19 protein-coding genes are annotated in these 23,471 nt (G+C 71.7%); 11 read left to right on the forward strand and 8 right to left on the reverse strand.

Annotated elements, in window-relative coordinates; genetic code table 11:
• Positions 1 to 112: 112 nt before the first annotated feature.
• Positions 113 to 2,272 carry an RICIN domain-containing protein gene (locus KUM39_RS06230; protein WP_217784434.1) on the forward strand — a complete coding sequence of 720 codons (2,160 nt, stop codon included), beginning with the start codon at positions 113 to 115 and terminating at the stop codon, positions 2,270 to 2,272.
• A 24-nt stretch (positions 2,273 to 2,296) separates the two neighbouring features.
• Here the strand turns inward: KUM39_RS06230 and KUM39_RS06235 are convergent, their stop codons facing one another.
• On the reverse strand, positions 2,297 to 4,585 hold the full coding sequence (locus KUM39_RS06235) for an ATP-binding SpoIIE family protein phosphatase (protein ID WP_217784379.1): 2,289 nt from the start codon (positions 4,583 to 4,585) through the stop codon (positions 2,297 to 2,299).
• 296 nt (positions 4,586 to 4,881) lie between these two features.
• Between KUM39_RS06235 and KUM39_RS06240 the strand changes: the two genes are divergently transcribed.
• Positions 4,882 to 5,781, forward strand: coding sequence for a MurR/RpiR family transcriptional regulator (locus KUM39_RS06240; RefSeq protein WP_217784380.1), 900 nt, complete (start codon positions 4,882 to 4,884; stop codon positions 5,779 to 5,781).
• A gap of 32 nt (positions 5,782 to 5,813) precedes the next feature.
• Here KUM39_RS06240 and KUM39_RS06245 read toward each other — a convergent pair whose 3' ends face one another.
• Positions 5,814 to 7,061 (reverse strand): pyridoxal phosphate-dependent aminotransferase, encoded by a 1,248-nt coding sequence (locus tag KUM39_RS06245; RefSeq protein ID WP_217784381.1) that lies wholly within the window; start codon positions 7,059 to 7,061, stop codon positions 5,814 to 5,816.
• Positions 7,062 to 7,197: 136 nt separating this feature from the next.
• Here KUM39_RS06245 and cpt point away from each other — a divergent pair, with 136 nt between their 5' ends.
• From cpt to KUM39_RS06285, 8 genes are all read left to right on the forward strand, one after another.
• Positions 7,198 to 7,734, forward strand: a complete 537-nt coding sequence (gene cpt, locus KUM39_RS06250; RefSeq protein ID WP_217784435.1) for a chloramphenicol phosphotransferase CPT — start codon at positions 7,198 to 7,200, stop codon at positions 7,732 to 7,734.
• A gap of 266 nt (positions 7,735 to 8,000) precedes the next feature.
• A complete protein-coding gene (locus KUM39_RS06255; RefSeq protein WP_246619667.1) occupies positions 8,001 to 9,317 on the forward strand; it encodes a multidrug effflux MFS transporter in 1,317 nt (438 codons plus the stop codon).
• 70 nt (positions 9,318 to 9,387) lie between these two features.
• A complete protein-coding gene (locus KUM39_RS06260; RefSeq protein WP_217784382.1) occupies positions 9,388 to 10,134 on the forward strand; it encodes an SDR family NAD(P)-dependent oxidoreductase in 747 nt (248 codons plus the stop codon).
• Positions 10,135 to 10,200: 66 nt separating this feature from the next.
• Positions 10,201 to 11,238: an Lrp/AsnC family transcriptional regulator gene (locus KUM39_RS06265; RefSeq protein ID WP_217784383.1), complete on the forward strand. Its 1,038-nt coding sequence runs from the start codon at positions 10,201 to 10,203 to the stop codon at positions 11,236 to 11,238.
• A 93-nt stretch (positions 11,239 to 11,331) separates the two neighbouring features.
• On the forward strand, positions 11,332 to 11,949 hold the full coding sequence (locus tag KUM39_RS06270; protein WP_217784384.1) for a YceI family protein: 618 nt from the start codon (positions 11,332 to 11,334) through the stop codon (positions 11,947 to 11,949).
• 99 nt (positions 11,950 to 12,048) lie between these two features.
• Positions 12,049 to 12,537, forward strand: coding sequence for a nuclear transport factor 2 family protein (locus KUM39_RS06275; protein WP_217784385.1), 489 nt, complete (start codon positions 12,049 to 12,051; stop codon positions 12,535 to 12,537).
• A gap of 195 nt (positions 12,538 to 12,732) precedes the next feature.
• Positions 12,733 to 13,362, forward strand: coding sequence for a TetR/AcrR family transcriptional regulator (locus KUM39_RS06280; RefSeq protein ID WP_308288050.1), 630 nt, complete (start codon positions 12,733 to 12,735; stop codon positions 13,360 to 13,362).
• A gap of 187 nt (positions 13,363 to 13,549) precedes the next feature.
• A complete protein-coding gene (locus KUM39_RS06285) occupies positions 13,550 to 15,934 on the forward strand; it encodes a glycoside hydrolase family 95 protein (RefSeq protein ID WP_372455714.1) in 2,385 nt (794 codons plus the stop codon).
• A gap of 59 nt (positions 15,935 to 15,993) precedes the next feature.
• On the opposite strand, the gene KUM39_RS06290 is transcribed toward KUM39_RS06285, so the two are convergent.
• The 5 genes from KUM39_RS06290 to KUM39_RS06310 form a co-directional block, all read right to left on the reverse strand.
• A complete protein-coding gene (locus KUM39_RS06290) occupies positions 15,994 to 16,443 on the reverse strand; it encodes a RidA family protein (RefSeq protein ID WP_217784387.1) in 450 nt (149 codons plus the stop codon).
• On the reverse strand, positions 16,440 to 17,165 hold the full coding sequence (locus KUM39_RS06295) for an HAD family hydrolase (protein ID WP_217784388.1): 726 nt from the start codon (positions 17,163 to 17,165) through the stop codon (positions 16,440 to 16,442). Before KUM39_RS06295 ends, KUM39_RS06290 begins: the two co-directional genes overlap by 4 nt.
• A 67-nt stretch (positions 17,166 to 17,232) precedes the next feature.
• Positions 17,233 to 18,438, reverse strand: coding sequence for a pyridoxal phosphate-dependent aminotransferase (locus tag KUM39_RS06300; RefSeq protein ID WP_217784389.1), 1,206 nt, complete (start codon positions 18,436 to 18,438; stop codon positions 17,233 to 17,235).
• A gap of 69 nt (positions 18,439 to 18,507) precedes the next feature.
• Positions 18,508 to 19,764: an MFS transporter gene (locus KUM39_RS06305; RefSeq protein ID WP_246619708.1), complete on the reverse strand. Its 1,257-nt coding sequence runs from the start codon at positions 19,762 to 19,764 to the stop codon at positions 18,508 to 18,510.
• Positions 19,765 to 19,901: 137 nt separating this feature from the next.
• The gene (locus KUM39_RS06310) at positions 19,902 to 20,570 is read right to left on the reverse strand and encodes a GntR family transcriptional regulator (RefSeq protein WP_217784391.1); all 669 of its coding nucleotides are present in this window, start codon (positions 20,568 to 20,570) and stop codon (positions 19,902 to 19,904) included.
• 139 nt (positions 20,571 to 20,709) lie between these two features.
• Between KUM39_RS06310 and KUM39_RS06315 the strand changes: the two genes are divergently transcribed.
• Positions 20,710 to 21,177, forward strand: coding sequence for a nuclear transport factor 2 family protein (locus tag KUM39_RS06315; protein WP_217784392.1), 468 nt, complete (start codon positions 20,710 to 20,712; stop codon positions 21,175 to 21,177).
• 57 nt (positions 21,178 to 21,234) lie between these two features.
• Here the strand turns inward: KUM39_RS06315 and KUM39_RS06320 are convergent, their stop codons facing one another.
• Positions 21,235 to 23,073 (reverse strand): adenosylcobalamin-dependent ribonucleoside-diphosphate reductase, encoded by a 1,839-nt coding sequence (locus tag KUM39_RS06320; protein ID WP_217784393.1) that lies wholly within the window; start codon positions 23,071 to 23,073, stop codon positions 21,235 to 21,237.
• Positions 23,074 to 23,471 lie beyond the last annotated feature (398 nt).

The following is a 23,471-nucleotide window of genomic DNA, read 5'->3' on the forward strand; positions in this document are numbered from 1 at the left end:
CGGTCTTCGGACTCTCGGACGAGGAGTCACCGTGCACCCTCCCGTACGCCCGTACGGCGCGAGCCCCCGCTCGCGCCTCGTCTCCCGGCCCTGGACGGCCGCCCTGTCGGTGATGGCGACCACGGCCTCACTGCTGGGCGCGTTCTCCGCCTCCTCCTCGGCCGCGCCCGCCGCCGTGCAGGCGCTGCCGAGCAGCTGGGCGACCGTCACCAACTCCGGCAGCGGCAAGTGCCTGGACGCGCGGGCCGCCGCCACCGCCAACGGCACCGCCGTGCAGCAGTACACCTGCAACTCCAGCAACGCCCAGCAGTGGAGCTTCACCACCACCAGCGACGGCTACGTACGGATCAACAACCGCGGTGACGCCAACCAGGTGCTGGACGTCACCAACGTCTCCACCGCCGACAACGCGGGCGTCCAGCTGTGGACCTACTCGGGCGGCAACAACCAGCAGTGGCAGGCGGTGGACGACGGCGGCGGCGCCTACCACTTCGTCAACCGCAACAGCGGCAAGTGCCTGGACGTGCCCGGCGCCTCCACCGCCGACAGCGTGCAGCTCGCGCAGTACACCTGCAACGGCACCGCCGCGCAGCGGTTCCAGGTCTCGTCCGTCGGCAGCGACCCCGGCACCCCCGGTGACATCGACCTCGGCCCGAACGTGGACGTCTTCAGCCCGTCGATGTCGTCCTCGCAGATCCAGGGACGGCTGAACCAGATCTTCCAGCAGCAGGAGACGAACCAGTTCGGCTCCGAGCGGCGCGCCGTGCTGTTCAAGCCCGGCACCTACAACAACGACGTCAACGTCGGCTTCTACACCCAGGTCCTCGGCCTCGGTCTGAACCCTGACTCCGTCAACATCAACGGCGCCGTGCACGCGGAGGCCGACTGGTTCCAGGGCAACGCCACGCAGAACTTCTGGCGGGCCGCGGAGAACCTGTCCGTCACCCCCAACGGCGGCAACGACCGCTGGGCCGTCTCGCAGGCCGCGCCGTACCGCCGGATGCACCTGCGCGGCAACCTCCAGCTCGACGACAACGGCTGGTCCAGCGGCGGCTACCTGGCCGACAGCAAGATCGACGGACAGGTCCGCTCCGGCAGCCAGCAGCAGTGGATCACCCGCAACTCCCAGCTCGGCAGCTGGACCGGCTCCAACTGGAACATGGTGTTCGTCGGCAGCCAGGGAGTCCCGGGCACCAGCTTCCCGAACCCGCCGTACACCACGGTGGCGCAGAGCCCGGTCACCCGTGAGAAGCCGTTCCTCTACATCGACTCGGCCGGCAAGTACCAGGTGTTCAAGCCCGCCAAGCGGACCAACACCAACACCAACAGCTGGAGCGCGGGCAACCCGGCCGGGACCTCGATCCCGATCGACCAGTTCTTCGTCGTCAAGCCCGGCGCCACCGCCCAGCAGATGAACGACGCGCTCGCACAGGGCAAGAACCTGCTGGTCACGCCCGGTGTCTACCACCTCAACCAGACGCTGCGGGTCACCCGGCCCGACACCGTGGTCCTGGGCCTCGGCCTCGCCACGCTCATCCCGGACAACGGCATCACCGCGATGACCGTCGCCGACGTGGACGGCGTCCAGCTCGCCGGTCTCCTCTTCGACGCGGGCACCGTCAACTCCCCGCAGCTGCTGGAGTTCGGCCCCAGCGGCGCCTCCGCCGACCACGCGGCCAACCCCAGTTCCCTGAACGACGTGTTCTTCCGGGTCGGCGGCGCCGGTGTCGGCAAGGCCACCGTCAGTCTCACCGTCAACAGCGACGACGTCATCGGCGACCACACCTGGATCTGGCGCGCCGACCACGGCAGCGGGGTCGGCTGGAACACCAACACCGCCGACACCGGCCTCATCGTGAACGGCGACGACGTCACCATGTACGGCCTGTTCGTCGAGCACTACCAGAAGCACCAGACCATCTGGAACGGCAACGGCGGCCGGACGTACTTCTACCAGAACGAGATGCCGTACGACCCGCCGAACCAGGCCGCCTGGATGAACGGCAGCGTCCAGGGCTACGACGCCTACAAGGTCGCGAACAACGTGACCAGCCACCAGGTGTACGGGTTCGGCAGCTACTGCTTCTTCAACGTGAACCCCTCGGTCACCGCCGAGCACGCCATCGAAGCGCCGAACAACTCCAACGTCCGCTTCACCAGCATGGTCACCGTCACCCTGGGCGGCAGCGGCACCATCCGCCACGTCATCAACGACCGGGGCGACTCGGCCAATCCGGGTCACACCGTGGTCAACCTCAACAACTACCCTTGAGCGTCGGCCAGTTGACGTGAACGCCTAGTGGTTCTGGGGCGGCCCGCCGGTCACCGGCGGGCCGCCCGTGTTCTGCCGGGTCCACACCGTCTTGCCGTGCGGGTGGTAGCGGATGCCCCAACTGTCCGCGACCGACGCGATGATGAACAGGCCCCGCCCGTCCTCGTCCACCTGCCGGGCGTGCTTCAGATGCGGCACGCTGGTCCCCGCGTCCCGCACCTCGCAGGTGAGACGCTCGTCGAGGATGAGCCGGAGCCGGAACGGCGGAGCGCCGTAGCGGACGGCGTTGGCGACCAGCTCGCTCACGATCAGCTCGGCCGTGAACGCGGCGTCCGGGGCCACACCCCACTCCCCGAGCCGGGCACGCGCCGCCGTACGGGCCGCGGGCACCGCCGACAGGTCCTCCGCCAGCGGCAGGGTCAGCACCCGCTCGGCGGGCAGCCCCCGCGCCCGGGCCAGCAGGATCAGCTTCTCCGTGTCGTGACGGTCGCGGAGTTCGTAGGAGAGGTCGTCCGCCAGCACCGGCAGCGGGGCGTCCGCGCCGTCCCGCAACAGCACGCGCAGCCCCGGCTCGCCCCGCAGTAGATCCTCGTTGCCGACCGCCAGGAGACTCCCCGCGGGCATCGGGAACGCCGTCTCCGGGAACGGCGCCTGGTCCGGCCCGGCCAGCACCGGACCGCCCGGCGCGGGCACGGCCGCCCCGTCACCGCCGGGCAGCACCAGGAACGGTTCCGACAGCCCGGCCCGCACCAGCGTGCACGTGTGGTCCACCGCGTCGTACACCGCGATGAGACAGCCCGCGGTGAGCGGCTGGCGGTTCAGCGGATCACCGGACGGCAACCGCGTCCGCTCGGCGGCCAGCCGTACGGCGGTGTCGCTGAGCCGGGCCATCAGCTCGTCCGGCTCCAGGTCCAGCCCGGCCAGCGCGTGGATGACCGTACGCAGCTGGCCCATCGTCGTCGCCGTCGCCACCCCCCGCCCGGTCACGTCCCCCAGCACCAACAGGGTCCGCCCACCGGCCAGTTCGATCACGTCGAACCAGGCACCGCCACCGCCCGGCCCCGTGATGTGCATCTGCGCCACGTCCAACGTCGCCGGAACGGAGGGGCGTTGGGGGAGCAGCCTGCGCTTCACCGTGGCCGCGATGGTCCGTTCACGGGTGAAACGGCGGGCGTTGTCGATGCACAGGGCCGCGTGCGCGCACACGTCCGACGCCAGCGCGATGTCGTCCTCGTCGAACGGCTCCTCCGCCCGGTGCCGGTAGAAACTGACCACGCCCAGCGCCTGCCCGCGCACCGTCAGCGGTGCCACGATCAGCGAGTGCGCGCCCGACACCGTGATGGAGTTGGCCCGCGCCGGGTCCGCCGACAGCCAGGCGCTGTCCTCGGTCACGGGGACCAGCCTGGGCCGCAGATCCTGGAGCACCCGCGAGAACGGCGTGCCGTCCGGCAGCCGCCGCACGTCACCGACCGCGTGCGCGGACAGCACCCCCTTGAACGCGGCCCGCCGCAGCGGCACTTCATGGTCCACCGGCGCCAACGGCGGTTCCTCGCCCCGGATCACGTCGTCGATCACCTCGACCACCACGATCCCGGTGAACGCCGGTACCACCGCGTCCGCCAACTCCCGGCACACCGCCGTCACTTCGAGCCGCGTGCCGACCGTCGTACGGACCGTCTCCAGCACCCGCAGCCGGTGCAGCGCCCGCTCGCGGTCGGTGACGTCCAGCGCCGACGCGATCAGCCCCAGCACCTCCCCGTCCGGCCCCTGTAGCCGCACGTACGACAACGACAGGTCCACCGGGCGCCCGGTGCCGCCCGCCGGAGCGGCCCGTACCAGCCGCTGGAGCACGGGCTCCCCGGTGTCCAGCACCCCGCCCGCCACCGCCCGCTCCGCCACCGGGTCCTCCAGGCCCAGCGTGGCCGGGAGGTCCGGGGCGCCGGGCGCCGCCGCCGACGGAGCGGCATCCCGCACGCCGTCCCGCGAGTACAGCACCCGCAGCTCCCGGTCGAGGACGTACAGCGCCATCGGGGCGTGCGTGAACAGCGTGCGCAGCACCGCCTGGTCCCGGCGGGCCGCGCCCGCGTCCCGTCCCTCGCGCACCTCCCAGGTCAGCTCGGCACCGGACAGCACCGGCCGCACCGACACCGCGCCCAGCGCCCCGGCCAGCTCAGGAGCGCCGTCCAGCAGTTCGGGCACGGTACGGCCCTCCGCCTCCGACCGCGACCGGCCGAGCAGCGCCTCGGCGCGGGCCGACCACTCGACGATCCGTCCGTCGCCGGTGATCCGCACGAGCACGGCACCGCTCGCCATCCGCACCACACCTCCGCCTCGGCCCCCGCGTCCCCTTCCATAGTGCGGGCGGCACCGGACCGGCTCACTTCGGTGCGCGGGGCACACGGGGCGCGGGGCACGAATGGCCCAAGGGGAGAGGGCGGGGGCGGCACGGGGGTGGGTGCGGGGGCGGCGTGCGGGTGCGGCGCGGGCGCGGGGCCGAGTGCGGCGCGGGGCCGAGTGCGGCGCGGAGGCGGGTGCAATCGGATTTGCCTCGGGGTGATCGACGCAAGTTTTCTTTGCGTCACCGGTGCGGAGCGGGAGACAATCCCCGCATGCCCTCGACACCCCCGCCCGCGCCCGCCCCGCAGACCTACGACGAACTCCTCGCCGAGCTGCACCGCAGGGGGCGCACCCTCACCCCGTCGCAGCGGCGGCTGGCCGAGCGGGTCATGGCCGACCCCGAGGGCATCGCGTTCATGACGGTGTCGGAGCTGGCGCACGCGGTGGGCGTGAACGAGGCGACGGTCGTACGGTTCGCTGCCGGTCTCGGTCTGGACGGCTATCCGGGGCTGACCCGGCTGTGCCGCGAACGGCTGCGCGAACAGGCGCAGTTGCTGAGCCGGTACCACAACCTGGAGCAGCTCACCGCCGAGGGCGGGGACCCGCTGGAGCGGGCCGTGGCGCTGGACCGGGCCAACATCGCCCGCACCTTCGCCAGGGTCGCGCCCGAGCAGTGGCGCGAAACGGTGTCCGCGCTGGCCGACGCGCCGAACGTGCACGTCATGGGGTTGCGCAAGTGCCATGCCCCGGCCTATCTGCTCGGCTATCTGCTGGGCATGCTCCGCGAGGACGTCCGTACGATCAGCGCCGGGGCGGGCGGCCTCACCGACGAACTGCGCCGCGTCCGCGAGGGCGACTGCTTCGTGGCCGTCTCCATCCACCGCTACAGCGCGGAGACCGTCAAGGCGCTCGCCTGGGCGCGGAGCCGGGGCGCCCGGTGCGTGGCCCTCACCGACAACCCCGGCTCACCCCTGACCGCCTCGGCGCACCACCCGTTCTACGTGGACGCCGCCGGACCCTCCGTCTTGCGCTCCATGACGGCGTTCACCGCGCTGGTCCAGGCGCTGGCCACCGGGGTCGCCCAGGAACGCGGCCTCGACGCGCGCTCCACGCTGCTGCGCGAGGAGGAACTGCTGGAGGAGTTCGGGGTGTACGTGACACCGGAGAGCTGAGCGGCGGCCGGGGCGCGGGGGAGCGGAAGGTCCTACCCGACCAGGGAACTCAGCGCCCCCCGTAGGTGGTTGAGGGAATCCGCCACCCACGGCAGCGCCACCGGGTCGTCGCTGCGCAGCGCTTCCCAACGCTCGTCGGCCGTCTCGCCGTACAGCAGGCTGGTGGCGACGCGGGCGCGCAGGCCGGACACCTCGTCGCCGAACGCCTCGCCCGCGAGGACGCCCACGCCGTGCCGCTCCAGCAGGGCCGAGGCCAACTGGGCGCCGGTGGTGATGTGTTGCCGGGCGAGGTCCGCGCGGACCGGAGCGAAGTCGGGGTAGAGGTAGAAACCCGCCCGGGGGGCGCGGCAGACGGCACCGGCGCGGACGAACTCGGCGTGCACCGCGCGGGCGACGGTGCCGTGCAGCCCGCGCGCGGCGGCGATGTGCGCGGTCACCTCCGCCGGGTCGTCCAGTACGTACGCGGCGGCGGCCTGCATCGGCGCGGCGAGCGCCGACCACACCTCGCTGCCGACACCGATCAGGTCCTCCAGGAGCCGCGCGCCCCACGGCCCCTCGGGCACGCGGGCGAACCCGATGCGCCAGCCGCCCAGGGCCATCGACTTGCTCAACCCGCTGGTCACGACGGTGCGTTCGGGCAGGTACGCGGTGGCGGACGGCGCGGGCGTGCCGTCATGGGTCAGCTCGGCGTAGATCTCGTCGGAGATCACCGCGAGCCCGTGCCGGTCGGCCACCGCGCACACCTCGCGGAGCTGGTCGGCGCGGGCGACGGTGCCGGTCGGGTTGTCCGGCACGGTCAGCAGCAGCACACCGGGCCGGGCCCCCTCCGTACGGGCCCGCACGAGCGCCCGGTCCAGCAGCGCCGGGTCGGGAATCCCGCCGGACTCGGCAGGGACGGGCACCTCGACGACCCGCTTGCCCACCAGCGCCGCCTGCGCCGCGTAACTCACCCAGGCCGGGCAGGGCAGCACCAGATCGCCGGGGAGCGCGGCGAGCAGCGCGAACAGCAGCGCCTTGCTGCCGGGCGCGAACAGCACCTGACCGGCGTCCGTGGGCAGCGCGCGCCGGGTGAACCAGCCCGCCGCCGCCTCACGCGCCTCGCGCGAGCCGACCACGGGCCCGTACCCGTTCCGCCCCGCCGCCTCGCCGAGCACGGCCGCCACCCGCTCCGGCACCGGCAGCCCGGCTTCGCCGAACCCGAGGTGCAACACCTTCTCACCTGCGGCTTTACGGGCCTGAATCGCCTCGTTGATGGCCAGGGTCGCCGAGTGCATGGTCACGGGGGTCCACTCTCCTCAGAGGTCTACGGCAGGTCTCCGGTACCTACCGACAACTCTAACTGCATCACTCGGGATGAATGCAATTCTATTTGCACACCCTTGGAACCCCTATGGTGACGCGGTGACGACCGGTGACATGACGACCCAGGTGATCGTTCTCAACGGCGGCTCCAGCGCGGGCAAGTCGGGTATCGCCCGCTGTCTCCAGGCGGTGCTGCCCGGCGCGTGGCTCGCGCTCGGCACGGACACGCTGGTGGACGCCCTTCCGGCGGTGATGCGGGCCGGGGGCGCCGGGATCGGGTTCGCGCCGGACGGCGAGGTGAGCGTGGGCCCGGAATTCCGGGAGACCGAGGCGGCCTGGATCGCGGGCGTCGCCGCGATGGCCCGCGCGGGCGCCCGGATCGTGGTGGACGAGGTGTTCCTCGGCGGCCCGGCCTCGCAGGAGCGCTGGCGTACGGCGCTGGACGGGGTCGGCGTGCTCTGGGTCGGGGTGCGCTGTGACGCGCGGGTCGCGGCCGGCCGCGAGACCGCGCGCGGCGACCGCACCCCCGGCATGGCCGCCCACCAGGCCGACCTGGTCCACCGGGGCGTGCGCTACGACCTGGAGGTGGACACGACCGCCACCGAGGCGCTGGAGTGCGCCCGCGCCATCGCCGCGAGGTGCCTCGGCTGACGTGGCGCGTCCGCGGCTCGTCGGGCACCTTCGAGCGGTGCGACGGGTCGCCGGGAGGTGCTGGGCGGTACTACGGTGCCGAGGGGGCGCCGCGCGGTATCCAGGGTGGCCCCGCTCGGGAAACGGTGTCCCGGGTGCGGGAAAAGTGTCGATCGGCCCCCCGGTGCTGACGGAAACGGCCACCGGACCGGCTTTTCCCGGCGGGTTTCCTCCACCGGGCCGGTGATCGGCCTCGTACGCGTTCCGCCGTGGCCGATGCTCTGTGCATGGACATGGACCAGCCGCCCGTGCGGGAGCTCTCCCCCTCCGCCCGCCGCGAAGAGCCAGAAGTCACCCCCGACGAGGCCGCCCCGCGCACCGCTGTCACCGGCGACGGCGTGCTGCACGGCAAGCGGTGGAAGCTCGTGCTGCTGCTCGGTGCGCTGGTCGCGATCGGGCCGCTCACCACCGACATGTACCTGCCCGCCCTGCCCGCCATCTCCGACCAGTTGCACGCCGGTGCGGCGGCCGTACAGCTCACCCTGACCGCCACCCTCGCCGGACTGGCACTCGGCCAGTTGCTGGTCGGACCGCTGTCCGACGCGGTGGGCCGCCGCCTCCCGCTGCTCGTCGGCGTGGCCGTGCACATCGTCGCCTCCGCGCTGTGCTCCGTCGCGCCCAACCTCGCGCTGCTCGACGTGCTGCGGGTCGTCCAGGGACTGGGCGCCGCCACCTCGACGGTGATCACGATGGCCATCGTCCGCGACCTCTACGACGGTTCCGCCGCGGCGACCCTGCTCTCCCGCCTGATGCTGGTGCTCGGCGTCGCCCCGATCCTGGCGCCCACCATCGGCGGCGCGGTACTCGCCGGAACCTCCTGGCGGGGCATCTTCCTGCTGATGGCGCTGCTCAGCCTTGTCATCATCCTGATCACGGCCCGCGCCCTGCCGGAGACCCTGCCCGTCGAACGCCGCCGCTCCGGGGGCGTCCGCAACTCGATGCGCGACTACGGACAGCTCCTGCACGACCGCGTCTTCATCGGTCTGATCCTGCTGGCCGGTCTGGCCATGAGCACCATCTTCGCCTTCGTCTCCGGCTCGCCGTTCGTCTTCCAGGACCACTTCGGCCTCAGCGAGCAGCAGTTCGCCCTCGTCTTCGGCTCGGGTTCCATCTGGGTCATCGTGGCCACCCAGCTCAACGTGCGGCTGCTGCGCCGCTGGAGCCCGATGCGGGTCCTCGTCACGGCGGTGATCGCCGCGACCGCCGCCGGGGTCCTGCTCCTCGCCCTCAGCGCCGCCGACATCGGCGGGATGACCGGCGTACTGCTCCCGCTCTGGCTCGCGCTCTTCGCCACCGGGTTCGCCATGCCCAACGCCCCGGCGCTCGCCCTGTCCCGGCACGGCCATTTCGCGGGCACGGCCGCCGCGCTGCTGGGCGCGGTGCAGTTCGGCATCGGAGCGCTGACCGCCCCCGTCGTCGGCCTGATCGGCACCGGCCCCGCCGCGATGGCGGGCGTCATCACCGGCGGCCTGGTCATCGGCCTGCTGGTACTCGTCACCCTGGTCCGGCCCTGGCAGCACCCGGCCACCACCGACACCCACTGACCCGCACCGCGCGACTCCGCGCACCCGCTGATCTCTCACCCGTACCAATGGACACAAGGAGACAACTCCCATGATCGCTCTGGTCACCGGCGGCAACCGTGGTCTCGGACGGGAGACCGTCCTGCAACTGGCCGAGGCCGGAACCGACATCATCCTGACCTACCGCACGCACGCCGACGAGGCCGACGCCGTCGCCGACAAGGTCCGCTCGCTGGGGCGGAAGGTCCGGGTGCTGCGCCTCGACGTCGCCGAGATCGCCGGTTTCGCCTCGTTCACCGACCGGGTACGGGACGAGCTGCGCGCCGAATGGGACCGCGACACCTTCGACTTCCTGGTCAACAACGCGGGCTCCGGCGGCCTCACCCCGTTCACCGACGTGACCGAGGGGTACTTCGACGAGCTGCTGAACGTCCACTTCAAGGGCGTGTTCTTCCTGACCCAGCACCTGCTGCCGCTGCTCGCCGACGGTGGCCGCATCGTCAATGTCTCCACGGCGCTGACCCGCTTCACCAACCCCGGCATGTCCGCCTACGCTTCGATGAAGGCGGCCGTCGAGGCCCTCACCCGGTACCTCGCGGCCGAACTGGCACCGCGCGGGATCACCGTCAACGTCGTCGCGCCGGGTGCGACCGCGACCGACTTCGCCGGTGGCTTCGCGGGCAGCCCCGAGGGCAGGGCGGCGCTCGGCAACATCACCGCGCTCGGCCGGGCCGGTGAGGCCGGGGACATCGGCGGTGTGGTCGCCGCGCTCCTCGCGCCCGGCACCGGCTGGATCACCGGCCAGCGGGTGGAGGCCAGCGGCGGCATGATGCTGTAGCCCGGCCCCGGCCGCCCGCACCACCCCGGACCGACCACCCGCGCCCGCTTCCCGAAGGGACACGCCATGACCTCGGCTCTCTCCGACCGGCTCAACGAGGACGACCTGCGCATCATCGGCGCGTTGCAGATCGCGCCGCGCGAGGGGTTCGCGCGGATCGGAGAGGTGCTCGGGCTGTCGGAGGCCACGGTGGCACGCCGCTACCGCCGCCTCCGGCAGGACGGCGTCCTCCAGGTCGTCGGCGTGGTGGACACCGCGGCCCTGGGACAGAGCGAGTGGATCATCCGGGTGCAGTGCCGCCCGGACGCGACGAAGGCCATCTCCGACGCGCTGGCCGGGCGGGACGACGTCAGCTGGGTCTCGCTGAACGGCGCCGGTTCCGAGATCACCTGCGCCCTGCGTTCCCGTTCGCAACAGGACCGCGAGCAGTTGCTGGTGGAACTGCTGCCCCGCGTCTCCTCCGTGCTGCGCATCGAGGCGGCCGTCGCGCTGCACGTGTTCACCCGGGGATGCTCGCAGGAGTGGACGTTCCTGCACGACGCGCTCACCGACGCCGAACGCCTCGCGCTCACCCCGGCCCCGGTCCTGACCGAGGCGGGGGGCGTACGGCTCCAGCCGCACGACGAGTCGATCCTGCTCGCCCTCGCCGACGACGGCCGCGCCAGCCACGTCAGCCTGGCCACGGCGGCCGGAGTCACCCCCGCACGGGCCGGTCGCCGCGTCAAGGCGCTGCTGGAGGCGGGCGTGGTCCACCTGGACGTCGAACTGTCCCGTGTCGCCCTCGGCTTCACCACGCGGGCCAACCTCTGGCTCCAGGTCGCTCCCTCCGCCGTCCGCACGGTCGGCAAGTCGCTGGCCCACATGTCCGAGGTCGCCTTCGCGGCGGGCGTCTCCGGCCTCTACAACATGCACGCGGTCGTCAACTGCCGTTCGCTGGAAGACCTGTTCACCTTCGTCACCGACCATGTCGGCTCGCTGGAGGGCGTCCAGCACGTGGAGGTCTCGCCGGTGCTGCGGCAGGTCAAGCAGTTCAGCACGCTGATGAAGGACGAAATGCTGACCGCGGCGAAGCCCCTGGCCACGGGACGCCGCAACGCGGGCTGACCGGCCCGCGCTCCTTCCACCCGCGCTCCCTCCACCCGCCGTCCCGCCACCTCCTCCCCGTCTCCTTCCCACCCGAACAGACCGGAGATTTCCATGAGTTCCCCGCAGAACTTCGTCCCCGAGCCGGACACCGCGCTGGCCGCGCAGCGGGACTGGTACGTGGACCCCTGGCACACCGGAGTCCACTTCACCGTGCGCAACCGCGGACTGGGGCTCGTACGCGGCCGGTTCCTGCGCGTGTCCGGCACCGCCGAGGTCCCCGACGGCGACCTCGCCAAGACCGCCGTCAGTGTCACGCTGGAGACGGCCTCCCTCACCACCGGCGTCAAGGCGCGCGACGCCAACCTCCGGGGGTCCCTGTACCTCGACACCGAGAAGCACCCGACGGCCACGTTCGTCTCCACCGAACTCGTCCGCACCGGCGCCCTGCACGGCGTACTGCGCGGCACCCTGGAACTCCTCGGCACCCGCCACGACCTGGACCTGGAGGTCCGCTGGCTCGGCCGGGGCGGCGACCCGTTCCGCGAGGACGGCTCGCAGCTGGCGTTCACCGCCTCCGGCCGACTCTCCCTGCGCGAACTCGGACTCGGGCAGAAGCTGCTTCCGTACCTGCCGATCCCCGGTCTCGGCGACGCCGTGGAACTGGTCCTCGACGTGGTGCTGCTCCCCTACGACCCGACGCCGATGCTGGGTGACATCCCCATCGACTGACGCCCGATGCCCCACGGGCGGGCCATCCATACCTCTGGGGCATGGGTTCATGCGTGGATGATCATTGTTCCGGCCGCCGGACGGTGCTGAAATCAAGTCATGACCGATCGCGAAGACATCATCGAGGTCCTGGCCCGCTACGTACGCGCCAACGACACCCGCAACGGCTCCACCCTGGGAGAACTCTTCACCAAGGACGTACTGATCGAGATCTTCCAGCACGACGGCAGAGGTGGCCGCAGCGAACTCGCGCCGCCCACCCGCGGCCGGGACACCCTGGTGGACATCTACGACAACCTGATGCCCCCGCACGAGCCGGACCACTGGAGCCACCACGTCACCTCCGACCACATCGTCAAGGTGGACGGCGACCGGGCCACCCTCAGCGCCCAGTTCATGATGTTCCGGGTCCGCGGCGTGCGGAAGCCGGACGGTGGCTGGCCGGCCGGGACGTTCGGCGCGCAGGGCACCATCACGCCGGAGGAGAGCGGCTACTACGAGACGGACCTGGTCCGGGAGGACGGCGTCTGGCGCATCGCGCACCACCGCGTCCTGCACGACATCCCGTTCGTCATCCCGGCCGGCTGACCGCGCCCGCCCGCCGCACGGCCGCCCCGCGCGTGCCGCCCCCCGACGACGCCCCGGACCTCCACTCCGGGGCGTCGTCGGCTTTCCCCGACCAACGGCCCTCAACTCCGCACCTATAGAGCACAGTTCGCAACACGCAACCCGCAACCCGCAACCCCACCGCAGCGCCACCGAGTCGCAGAGGAGCGGATCGCCGTGCACGTGAACCCGTCCACGGGAGCGACCGGCCGGGCCGGGGCGGTACGCACCCCACGCGCCGACGCGGTGCGCAACCGCGGCCTGCTGCTGCGCACCGCCCGCGCGATGGTGGCCGAGGACGGGGCGCACCGCGTCACGATGGAGCACCTGGCCGAACGGGCCGGAGTCGGCAAGGGCACGGTGTTCCGCCGGTTCGGCAGCAGGGCGGGCCTCTTCCGCGCGTTGCTGGAGGACGACGAGCGGGACTTCGACGCGCGGTTCCGGTACGGACCGCCGCCGCTGGGGCCGGGCGGCGACCCCCTGACCCGGCTGATCGCCTACGGAGCCGAGCGGGCCGCCTTCCTCCAGGACCGGCACGCCGTCGTGCGGAGCTGCTTCGACAGCAGGCAGACCGTCCCGGCCGAGGTGTCCGCCACCACCCGCGATCATCTGCGGCTGCTGCTCCGGCAGGCCGGACTGGCCTTCGCCGATCCCGAGAGCCTCGCCCTCCAGCTCACCGGGGCACTGGAGGGGCCGGTCTTCCTGCGCCTGGCGCAACCCGATTCCGCCGCGGCGCCCTCCTCCTGGGACACCGCCGCCCTGGCCGCCTGCTGGCGCACCCTCATCGAGCGGCTCGCCCTGGCGTGACGCCGGTGCGCGACGCGATACATCGGATCTAAGTGGTTTCCGGGCGAGGAAAAGCCGAGTACGAACCCCAGCGAAACCCCTTTTATCCGTGCGTAATCCAAGTACCCCTCAGTAAAGGTCGGATGAAAAACGTCATCACTGTTGACATGGCTGAAACATGTCACCTAGGTTTCGGGCTCGCGCGCTCATGCCCCCCTGGAAGGGAACTCCCGTGCCCGCTTCCTCTCGTCGCGATTTTCTCCGCCTCGGCGGTGCCGCCGGTGGCGGCCTCGCCCTCGCGGGCGGACTGCCCGCCTTCACGGCGCACGCCGCGCCGAACCGGCCCGCCGACGTGGACCTGGTCCCCGAGGACAGAGCCACCACCATCTGGTACCGGACGCCCGCCGACGAGGCGCGCATCATCCAGGAGGCCCTCCCGGTCGGCAACGGCCGACTCGGCGCCCTGGTCGGATGCGACCCCGCGGACGACTACGTCTATCTCACCGACGGCTCCTTCTGGAGCGGCGGACGCAACGACACCATTACCGATGACGGACAACTTCCCTACGGACGCGACGACTTCGGCAGCTTCGGGCTGCTGGCCAAGCTGCGTATCGCCCTGCCGGGCCACTCCGGGCCGGAGTTGAGCGACTACCGCCGCCAACTCGACCTGAGCAACGGCGTGGTGTCCGCGTCGTACAAGCTGCGCGGTGTCCGCTACCGGCGCGAGGTGTACGCGAGCCACCCGGACGACGTGGTCGTCGTCCGCCTCACCGGCGGCCCGCACACCGGAAAGATCTCCCTCGCCGGTACGCACGAGGAGACCACGTCCGGCGGCAGCGGCCGACTCACCTTCTCCGGCAAGCTGGGCAACGGCCTGCGCTACGCGGCGGCGGTGACCGCGGTCAGCTCCACCGGCCGGATCAAGGTGGACCGCGACACGCTGTCCTTCACCGACTGCCGGGAACTGCTGATCGTGCTGTGCGCGGGCACCGACTACGCGCCCGACGCCGCCCACGACTTCCGTGACCCCAAGAGCGACCCGCTCGCCCTGGCCCAGAGCAAGGTGGCCGCCGCCGCCCGCGTCTCCGGGGGCCGGCTGCTGGACACCCACGTCGCCGACTACCAGAAGCTGTACAACCGCTTCTCCCTCGACCTCGGCCGCTCCAGCACGCTCCAGCGCTCCCTCGACTCCTGGTCGCGCATCGCCGTCCGCTACACCGACCACACCACGCCCGACCCGGAGCTGGAGGCCGCGTACGTCCAGTACGGCCGCTACCTCACCATCACCGGGTCCCGCGACTGGCTCCCGATGAACCTCCAGGGCGTCTGGGTGCACAACAACACCCCGGACTGGTACGCGGACTACCACACCGACATCAACATCCAGATGAACTACTGGCTGGCCGACCCGGCCGGTCTCGGTGAGAACTCGTACGCCCTCGCCCGGTACTGCGTCTCCCAGCTGCCGGTGTGGACGGACGTCACCAAGCGCCTGTTCAACAACGAGAAGAACCGCTTCCGCAACAGCAGCGGCAAGATCGCCGGATGGGCGGTGGCGTTCTCCACCAACATCCACGGCGGCAGCGGCTGGGCCTGGCACCCCTCCGGCAACGCCTGGCTGTGCAACTCCCTGTGGCGGCACTACGAGTACAGCCAGGACCGCGCCTACCTGGAGCTGATCTACCCGGTGCTGAAGGGCGCCGCCGAGTTCTGGCAGGCCCGCCTGATCACCAAGAACATCACCGAGAACGGCACCTCCCGCGAGGTGCTGATCGACGACACCGCCTGGTCCCCCGAGCACGGACCGGACAGCCAGGGCATCACCTACGCGCAGGAACTCGCCTGGGAACTGTTCCAGGAGTTCACCACCGCCGCCCGCGTCCTCGGCCGGGACGCCGACCTGGCCGCCGATCTCGCCGCCATGCAGAAGAAGCTCTACCTCCCCCAGGTCAGCGCCAAGACCGGCTGGCTGGAGGAGTGGATGAGCCCGGACAACCTCGGTGAGACGACCCACCGGCACCTGTCCCCGCTCATCGGCTTCTTCCCCGGCGACCGGATCTCCGCCGACCGCAGCCCCGCCGAGCTGATCGACGGGGTGCGCGCCCTGCTGACGGCCCGTGGCACGGACACCTTCGGCTGGGGATGCGCCTGGCGGTCGCTGTGCTGGTCGCGGCTGAAGGACGCCGACAAGGCGTACCAGCTCTACCTGAACGTGCTGCGGCCCTCCGTCGCCAACAGCAACGGCACCTCGGCCAACTGGTTCGACATGTACAGCCAGGGCAGCTACACGATCTTCCAGATCGACGCCAACCTCGGCGGGGCCACCGCCGCGCTGGAGATGCTCCTGTACTCCCGGCCCGGGGTGATCGAGCTGCTGCCCGCGCTGCCCGGAGCCTGGGCGGAGAAGGGCTCGGTGACCGGTGTCGGCGCCCGCGGCGGCTTCACCGTGGACTTCACCTGGCGGGACGGCAGGGCGACCTCCGCCACCGTCCGCAGCGTCGGAGGCACCACCACGGAGCTGCGGGCCGGGCGGTTCCGCAAGCAGATCAGCCTCAAGCCCGGCAAGTCCGTGACGGTCCGCATCCCCTGACGGGCGGACCGGACACCCGTGGGCGGCGGCACCCGAAGGTGCCGCCGCCCACGCGGCGTTCAGCCGACGTCCGGACCCGCGCCGCCCGGGAACTCCAGGGCCGCGTTCAGCACGACTTCCACCGGCGCGTCACCGGGCAGCCGGGCGACGCCGACCGCCGCACGGGCGGGCAGCGCCCCGAGGTGCCGCAGCCACACCGGGGAGGCCCCGTCGGCGACCTCGCTGATCCGCGTGAACGAGCCGTCCACCGCCACATAGACGGTGACCTGCGCCCCCGGACCCAGCACGCCGCCCGCCGCGTCCGCCGCCGCCCCGGCCGCCGCCACCGCGCGCTCGGCGGCGAGGGCGGCGAGCCGTTGCCCCTCGGCCAGGTCGATCTCCGCGCCGAGCCGACCGGTCCGTACCAGCGTCCGGCCCTCCTTCGGCGTCATCCCCGCGACCCGCACCTCACCGCCGACCACGCTCGTCAGCGCGTACGCCCCGGCCGGAGTGGATGCCTCGGCGGTCATCGGGCCGACCCCCCGTCCGCTGCGCCGACGAACCCCAGCACCCGCGGCACGTCGCGCAGGTCCGGCAGTTCGAGAGTCGGCGCGGGGTGCTCGGGCAGCAGGGTCTGGCCCTGGCGGTTGATCCAGATGGTGGCGATGCCCATCGGCACCGAGCGGGGCAGGTCCACGTACTGGGACTGGGCGATGTGCACCGTCTCCTCCGGCCGCACCCCCGCCCGTTCCAGGACGAGGTCGAACAGCGGCCGGGCGGGCTTGTACGCGCCGACCACCTCGCCGGTGATCTGGTGCGTGAAGGGGTCGCCCATCCTGCGGGCGCTCGACTCCAGGATGTCCCGCTGGCTGTTGGAGATGGTGGCGAGCGGCACGTGACGGCGCAGCTCCGTCAGCACCTCCACGGTGTCCGGGAACGGCTCGGCGGCGGCCATCACGTCGCCGAGCGCGGCCAGTTCGCTCTCCTCCACGCTCACCCCGGCCGCGGCGAGGGCGCGCCGCATGGTCGTCCGCAGCAGGTCCCGGTAAAGCATGAAGTCGGCGGACAGCGTGGGCAGGGCGTAGGAGTAGTACCACTCGGTGTAGAAGGCGGCCACGTCGAGTCCGACCCCGCGGGCGTCGAACAGGGAGCGCAGGTGGTCCCGGAGCGCGCTGTCCCAGTCGATGAGGGTTCCGTAGGTGTCGAAGGTGATCAGTTTGGGCCGGGCGGGGAACGGTGCTGCGGTGGTCATGGTGTCTACTCCGGGGTGCGGTGGACGCGCCGCGGGAGGGCGGCGCGGAAGGGAACGGCGGACCGGCTCACGCCGTGAGGAGCGCGGTCGTCTCGACGACGGCCCGGGCACCGGCGACGGCCCGGCCGTGGTCCTGGCTGAAGTTGAGGCGGACGCTGTGGCCGTGACGCGGACCGAACTCCTCGCCGGACGTGACGACGGTGCCCGTCCGCTCGCGCAGCTCGGCGACGAACGCGGCGGTCGGCACGGTCAGCCGGGGCAGCCGGGGGAAGAGGTAGCTGCCCGCCTCCGTCGGACGGACCCGGAATCCGGGCGCGCCCCGGAACACGTCCACGAGGTCGTCCCGGATACGGCGGTGCGCCGCGACGCGCTCCGCGAACCAGCCGTCCGGCTCGGTGAACCAGGAGTGCAGCGCGGACTGGTTGTAGCCCGCCGTGCGCAGCGAGACGATCGCCAGCAGCTTCTCCATCCGGTCGATGACCGCCGGGGCGCCGATCGCCGTACCCACCCGGAAGCCGCTCAGCGACTCGGACTTGGACGGGCCGAGCAGGGTCACGCACCGGTCGGGGGCGATGCCGCAGGCCCGCAGGTGGGCCGCCGTGCCACCGGGGTAGACGAGCCGGGAGTACAGCTCGTCGGTGACGACGAACACGCCGTGCCGGTCGGCCGTCGCCGCGATCCGCCGGAGCTGGTCCGCGCCCAGCAGCGCCCCGGTGGGGTTGTTCGGGTTGGAGAAGACAAGGACCTTCGCTCCGGCCGCCGCTGCCGCCTCGACCCGGTCGAGGTCGAGCCCGGCGGGGGCGGCGGCGTCCTCGTAGGCCAGCGGCACGGGGACGACCTCGCCGCCGAGGTACGTGACGATCCGGCGGTTGGCGAAGTAGTCGGGTTCGACCACCATCACCTTGTCACCGGGTCCGACCAGCGAGGACAGCGCGAGGAACAGGCCCGCCTGGGTGCCCGGAGTGATGATCATCTCCTGGGACGGATCGACCGGAGCGCCGGTGAACGCGGCCAGCCGCTCCGCCAGCGGCTCCCGCACCGACCAGTGCCCCCGGTAGCGGGAGTAGGCCTGTCCGCCGCCGTCGGCGATCGCCGCCTCCACCGCCGCGACGGCGGCCGGGTGGGGCGGGAAGGCGCCCACGTCACCGTGCGAGAAGTCGATACCGGCGTGCGGCGCGCGCCCTTCCCCGTCGCCCGCGTGTTCACCGGGGGCGTTGCGGATGCTGATGGTGTCGAACCGGTTCGGTGCCGGTTCCCTCTTCGGGGTGCTCAACGTGCTCTCCTGTGCTGGGGGTTCTCGACGGGGTCCGGCGGTGTTACCTGGGGGCTGCCGGGCGGACGGTCACACCGGGGCGTGCTCCGGCTCGGGCACGAGCGAGGTGCGGAAGGTCTCGGGCAGACACAGCACCGACACGAGGCTGACCAGGGCGAGCGCGGCCAGCCAGGCCGGTGCGGGCCAGAAGTGCCCGGTGTCCGCGACCAGGGCGGTGACGAGCAGGGGAGTGGTGCCGCCGACCAGGCCCGCCGAGACCTGCTGGCCGATCGACGCGCCCGTGTACCGCACCGACGGGTGGAAGATCTCCGCGCTCAGCGACCCCATCAGCCCGTACAGCGAGCCGTTCGCCAGCCCGCCGAGTGCCAGTGCCACCCAGATGACCAGCGGTTTCTCCGTCTGGACCAGCAGGAACATCGGCAGCGCGTACACGACGGTGAAGCCGGACATCAGCAGGAACACCGGCCGTCGTCCCACCCGGTCGGAGACGAGACCCGACAGCAGCGAACCGGCGATCCCGAACGCGGAGAAGACGATGCCGCCGGTCAGCATGGTGGTCCGGGCGATGTGCAGGTCGTTCGTCCCGTACGCCACCATGTAGGTGGAGTAGACGTAGTAGCCGCCGCTCGTGACGGCGAAGGAACCGATGCTCAGCAGCACGGTCCTGCGGTGCTCGCGCAGCAGGACCACCAGCGGGGTACGGCGTCGCGCCGGGGCGAGGGCCCGCTGTTGCTCGAAGACCGGCGTCTCGGGGATGGTCGCCCTGATCACCAGGCCGACGACCACGAGGACGCCGCTGAGCAGGAACGGGATGCGCCAGCCCCAGGTGTCGAAGCCGTCGCCGGTGGTGGCCGAGACGATCGTGAACACGAGGGTCGCGAGCAGGAAACCCGCCGGTGACCCGACCTGGGGGAGACTGCCGTACAGTCCCCGCTTCCGCTCCGGCGCGTGCTCGACGCTGAGCAGGACGGCGCCGCCCCACTCGCCGCCCAGCCCGATCCCGCCGAGCAGCCGCAGCAGGATCAGCAGCAGGGGCGCGGCGATGCCGATGGACGAGTAGGACGGGATCACCCCCACCAGGAAGGTGGAGACCCCCATGAGGATCAGGGTGACGAGCAGGACGTTGCGCCGCCCGACGCGGTCGCCGAAGTGGCCGAAGATCAGCCCGCCCAGGGGGCGCGCGAGGAAGCCCAGGGCGAAGACGCCGAAGGACGCGATCGTGCCGTTGACCGAGTTGACGTCCGGAAAGAACGTCTTGTTGAAGACCACGGCGGCGGACAGGCCGTAGATCTGGAAGTCGTACCACTCGATCGTCGTGCCGATCATGCTGGCCACACCGGCTCGTCGCCGACTTTGAGAACTGTTCATTGTTAACAACACCTCCGATCGTGAAACGTGCGGGTGATGCGTCAGAACATGTGCCGCGCGCACCGGGGGTGCGCGCGGGCGGCCCGTGGCGGCCGTCAGTCCGGGTACTGCTGGGCCAGGCGTTCGTAGGCTCCGGCCAGGTGGGCGCGGACCGCGTCCACCAGTGCGGCGGTGTCGCGCGCGGTCAGCAGCTCGACCAGCCCGCTGTGCTCGTCGAGCACGACTTCCCGGCTGGTGGCGGCCACGGTGTTGCGGGAGAAGAGGCAGAGCGAGACCTGCGACCGGATGTTCTTCCACGCCGTCTCCAGGCGCCCGTGCCGCGCGGCGCGGTAGAAGGTGTCGTGGAAGCGCAGGTCGGCCTCGGTGACCGCGCGGCGGTCGCCGTCGGCCAGCGCTTCCGCGATGGCGGGCAGGGTGGCCGCGAGCGCCGCGATGTCCTCGTCCCGCGCGTGCGCGACCGCCTGTTCGGCGGCGAGCGTCTCCAGGGCGAGCCGGAGGCTGTAGACCTCCTCGACATCCCTGCGCAGCAGCAGCGGAACGGTCGCTCCCTTGTGGGGTTCGGCCGTCACCAGCCCCTCGTGCGCGAGGGCCGCCAGCGCGTCGCGCACCGGACCGCGGCTGACCTGGAGGCGGTCCGCCAGCTCCGTCTCGTTCAGATGCTCGCCCGGCGCGAACTCGCCGTTCAGGATCGCGGCGCGCAGCACCATGAGAACGTCGTCCTTGACGCGGACCCGCTTGGCGGCCCGGAGGGCGGACGTTGCCATCTGTTCTCCGTTCATTGTTAACAACGGTCACCGTAGTTTCGGCCAACCGTGTCGTCAAGACCTGGTGAGGTGCGCCGCCCCGCTCCGCGCGGTCTACTTGGACTTGCATATTTCCATGTCGTCCGAGACAGGAGAGACGATGACGAGCAGGCCCCCGCTGCCGCCGTTCACTCAGGAGACCGCCGCCCAGAAGGTGCGGGGCGCGGAGAACGGCTGGAACTCGCGCGACCCCGAGAAGGTGTCGCTCGTGTACACGCCGGACAGCGAGTGGCGCAACCGCGCCGAGTTCATCAAGGGACGCGACGAGATCGTCCGGTTCCTCACCCGGAAGTGGCAGCGTGAGCAGGACTACCGGCTCATCAAGGAACTCTGGGCGTTCGAGGGCAACCGCATCGCGGTGCGCTTCGCCTACGAGTGCCACGACGACTCCGGCAACTGGTACCGCTCCTACGGCAACGAGAACTGGGAGTTCGACGAGAACGGCCTGATGCGTCGGCGCATCGCCAGCATCAACGACCTCCGCATCGAGGAGGCCGACCGCAAGTTCTTCTGGCCGCTGGGTCCGCGCCCCGACGACCACCCCGGTCTTTCCGAACTCGGTCTCTGACCCGAGGCACCCGACCGACGGGGCGGCTCCGCGGACACCCGCGGAGCCGCCCCCGGTTCAGGACCCGTCCAGTCCCACCAGCGCCGCCAACTGCTTGCTCTGGCGCGGCGGTTCGGGCTCACCGCCCTCCAGCAGTGCGGGGTCGGCCGCCGGGCGCCCGCTCGCGCCCTGCGCGCCCGCCGCGGTGAGGAGATCGCGGGTGCGGGAGCCCTCCCGGTACACCGACAGGCCCTTGCAGCCGAGCCGCCACGCCTCCAGGAAGGCCGCCGACACATCGGCCGGGGTGCAGTCGTAGGGCAGGTTCACCGTCTTTGACACCGCGTTGTCGGTGTACCGCTGCCAACGGGCCACCGTCCGTACGTGCCACTCCGGCGGGACCGAGTGCGCGTACCGGAACGGCGCCAGCACCTCGGCGGGCAGCGGGAGTTCGTCCAGCGCCTTGTGCCGGAGCAGATCGAGGGCGTCCTCGCGGGACAGCCCGGCGTACCGCTCCAGCGCGGCGAGCAGGTCCTCGTCGGCCTGCACGATGCCGTCGGCGCGGATCACGTCCTTGTTCCACACCGGCGCGAAACGCGGCTCGATACCGCTGGAGCACCCGGCCACCATCGATATCGTGCCGGTCGGCGCGATGGTCGTGATGGCGCAGTTGCGCACCGGCACGGCCCGGTGCGCGGGCGTCCAGTTCGGGTACGCCCCGCGCTCGGCGGCCAGTTCCTCGCTCGCCGCCCACGCCGCGTCCCGGATCGTCGTACCCAGCTCGTCGATGAGGTCCATCGCCGCGTCGGAGTCGTAGGCGATGCCCAGCCGGACCAGCAGATCCGCGTACCCCATCACACCGAGGCCCAGCCGCCGGTTGGAGCGGGACACCTCGCCGATGCGCGGCTCCGGGTAGCGGGAGGCGTCGATCGCGCTGTCCAGCAGCCGTACGGCGTCCCGGACGGACTCGGCGAGCAGGGCGAGGTCCACACCGGAGCCGTCGGGCAGCAGGAACGCGGTGAGGTTCAGCGAACCGAGGTTGCTCGCCTCGTAGGGGTAGAGGGTCTGCTCCCCGCAGGGGTTGGTGGTGCGGATCGGGCCGAGCCGCTCCAGCAGCGGGTTGCCGCGGTTGATGGCGTCGGTGAACAGCACACCGGGGTCGCCGGTGCGCCAGGCGTTCTCGCAGATCCGGTCCCACAGATCGGCCGCCGCGATACGCTCGGTGACCTCGCCGGAGAGCGGGCTGACCAGCTCGATCTTTCCGTCCTCCACGACGGCGCGGAGGAACGCGTCGTCCACGGCGACGGAGATGTTGAAGTTGTGCAGCCGCCCGACGGTCCGCTTGGCGTCCACGAACTCCAGGATGTCCGGGTGGTACACCGACATCGAGGCCAGGTTCGCGCCGCGCATCTTGCCGCCCGCCGAGACGACCGCGGTCTCCGCGTCGAACAGTCGCAGCCAGGACACCGGACCGCTCGCGCCCGCCGCCTCGGCGGTCGAGATCGGCGCGCCGCGCTCTCGCAGCGGCGTCAGGTCGAAGCCCGTACCGCCGCCGGTGCGGTGGCAGGTCGCGGCGGTGGCGAGGGTGTCGAACACGGACCGGAAGTCGTCCGCGAGCGGCAGTACGAAGCAGGAGGCCAGCTGCGCCTGCGGGGTGCCGGTGTTGTTCAGGATGCGGCCCGACGGCCAGAACCTGTTCTCGGCCATCAGCGCCCGGAAGCGGGCGGCCCAGTGCCGTACCCGTTCCTCGGCCTCCGGGCCGGAGTGGTAGGTGCGCTCGGCACCGGCGAGGGTGCCGGAGACCCGGTCGAGGAGTTCGCCGGCGGATTCGACGCGTCGGTCCTCACCGGTGCGGCGCGCCAGCTTCGCGCGGATCACTTCGGTGTTCACGCGCGTCCAGCCCGTGGAGATCGCTGTCAAGGGTGTCCTTGCGGTTCGTGCTCACACGCGACGGCCCGCCCGCCCGGTGACACGGGGCGCGCGCGACGAGGCGGCGAAGGGGAAGCGTACGCGCGTCGAGAGCGACCGCTCGGCCGGTCGGACAACAGCCTTGTTCACGACCGTGCCGACGGGGATCTCACGCTGTACGAATGCGAATTGCTCCGTCACTCTACGCGCGTCACGCTTCCCCCCGCTGCGGCGGGGATCACACGAACCCCGTTACGGAGTAAAGGAATCGCAAGTTTTTTTGGCATATGCCTCACCGGGTCCTGACGGCCAGGACTCTCCGGAGAAGGGCCCCCGCCCCGCGTCCAACTCCCCGGACAGGACGGCCGGGACGGGGCCGAAAAGGTGCCGCGGTGGTGAACGCTCCGGCT

The organism is Streptomyces corallincola (assembly GCF_019104725.1).
GTDB classification, from domain to species: Bacteria; Actinomycetota; Actinomycetes; order Streptomycetales; family Streptomycetaceae; genus Streptomyces; species Streptomyces corallincola.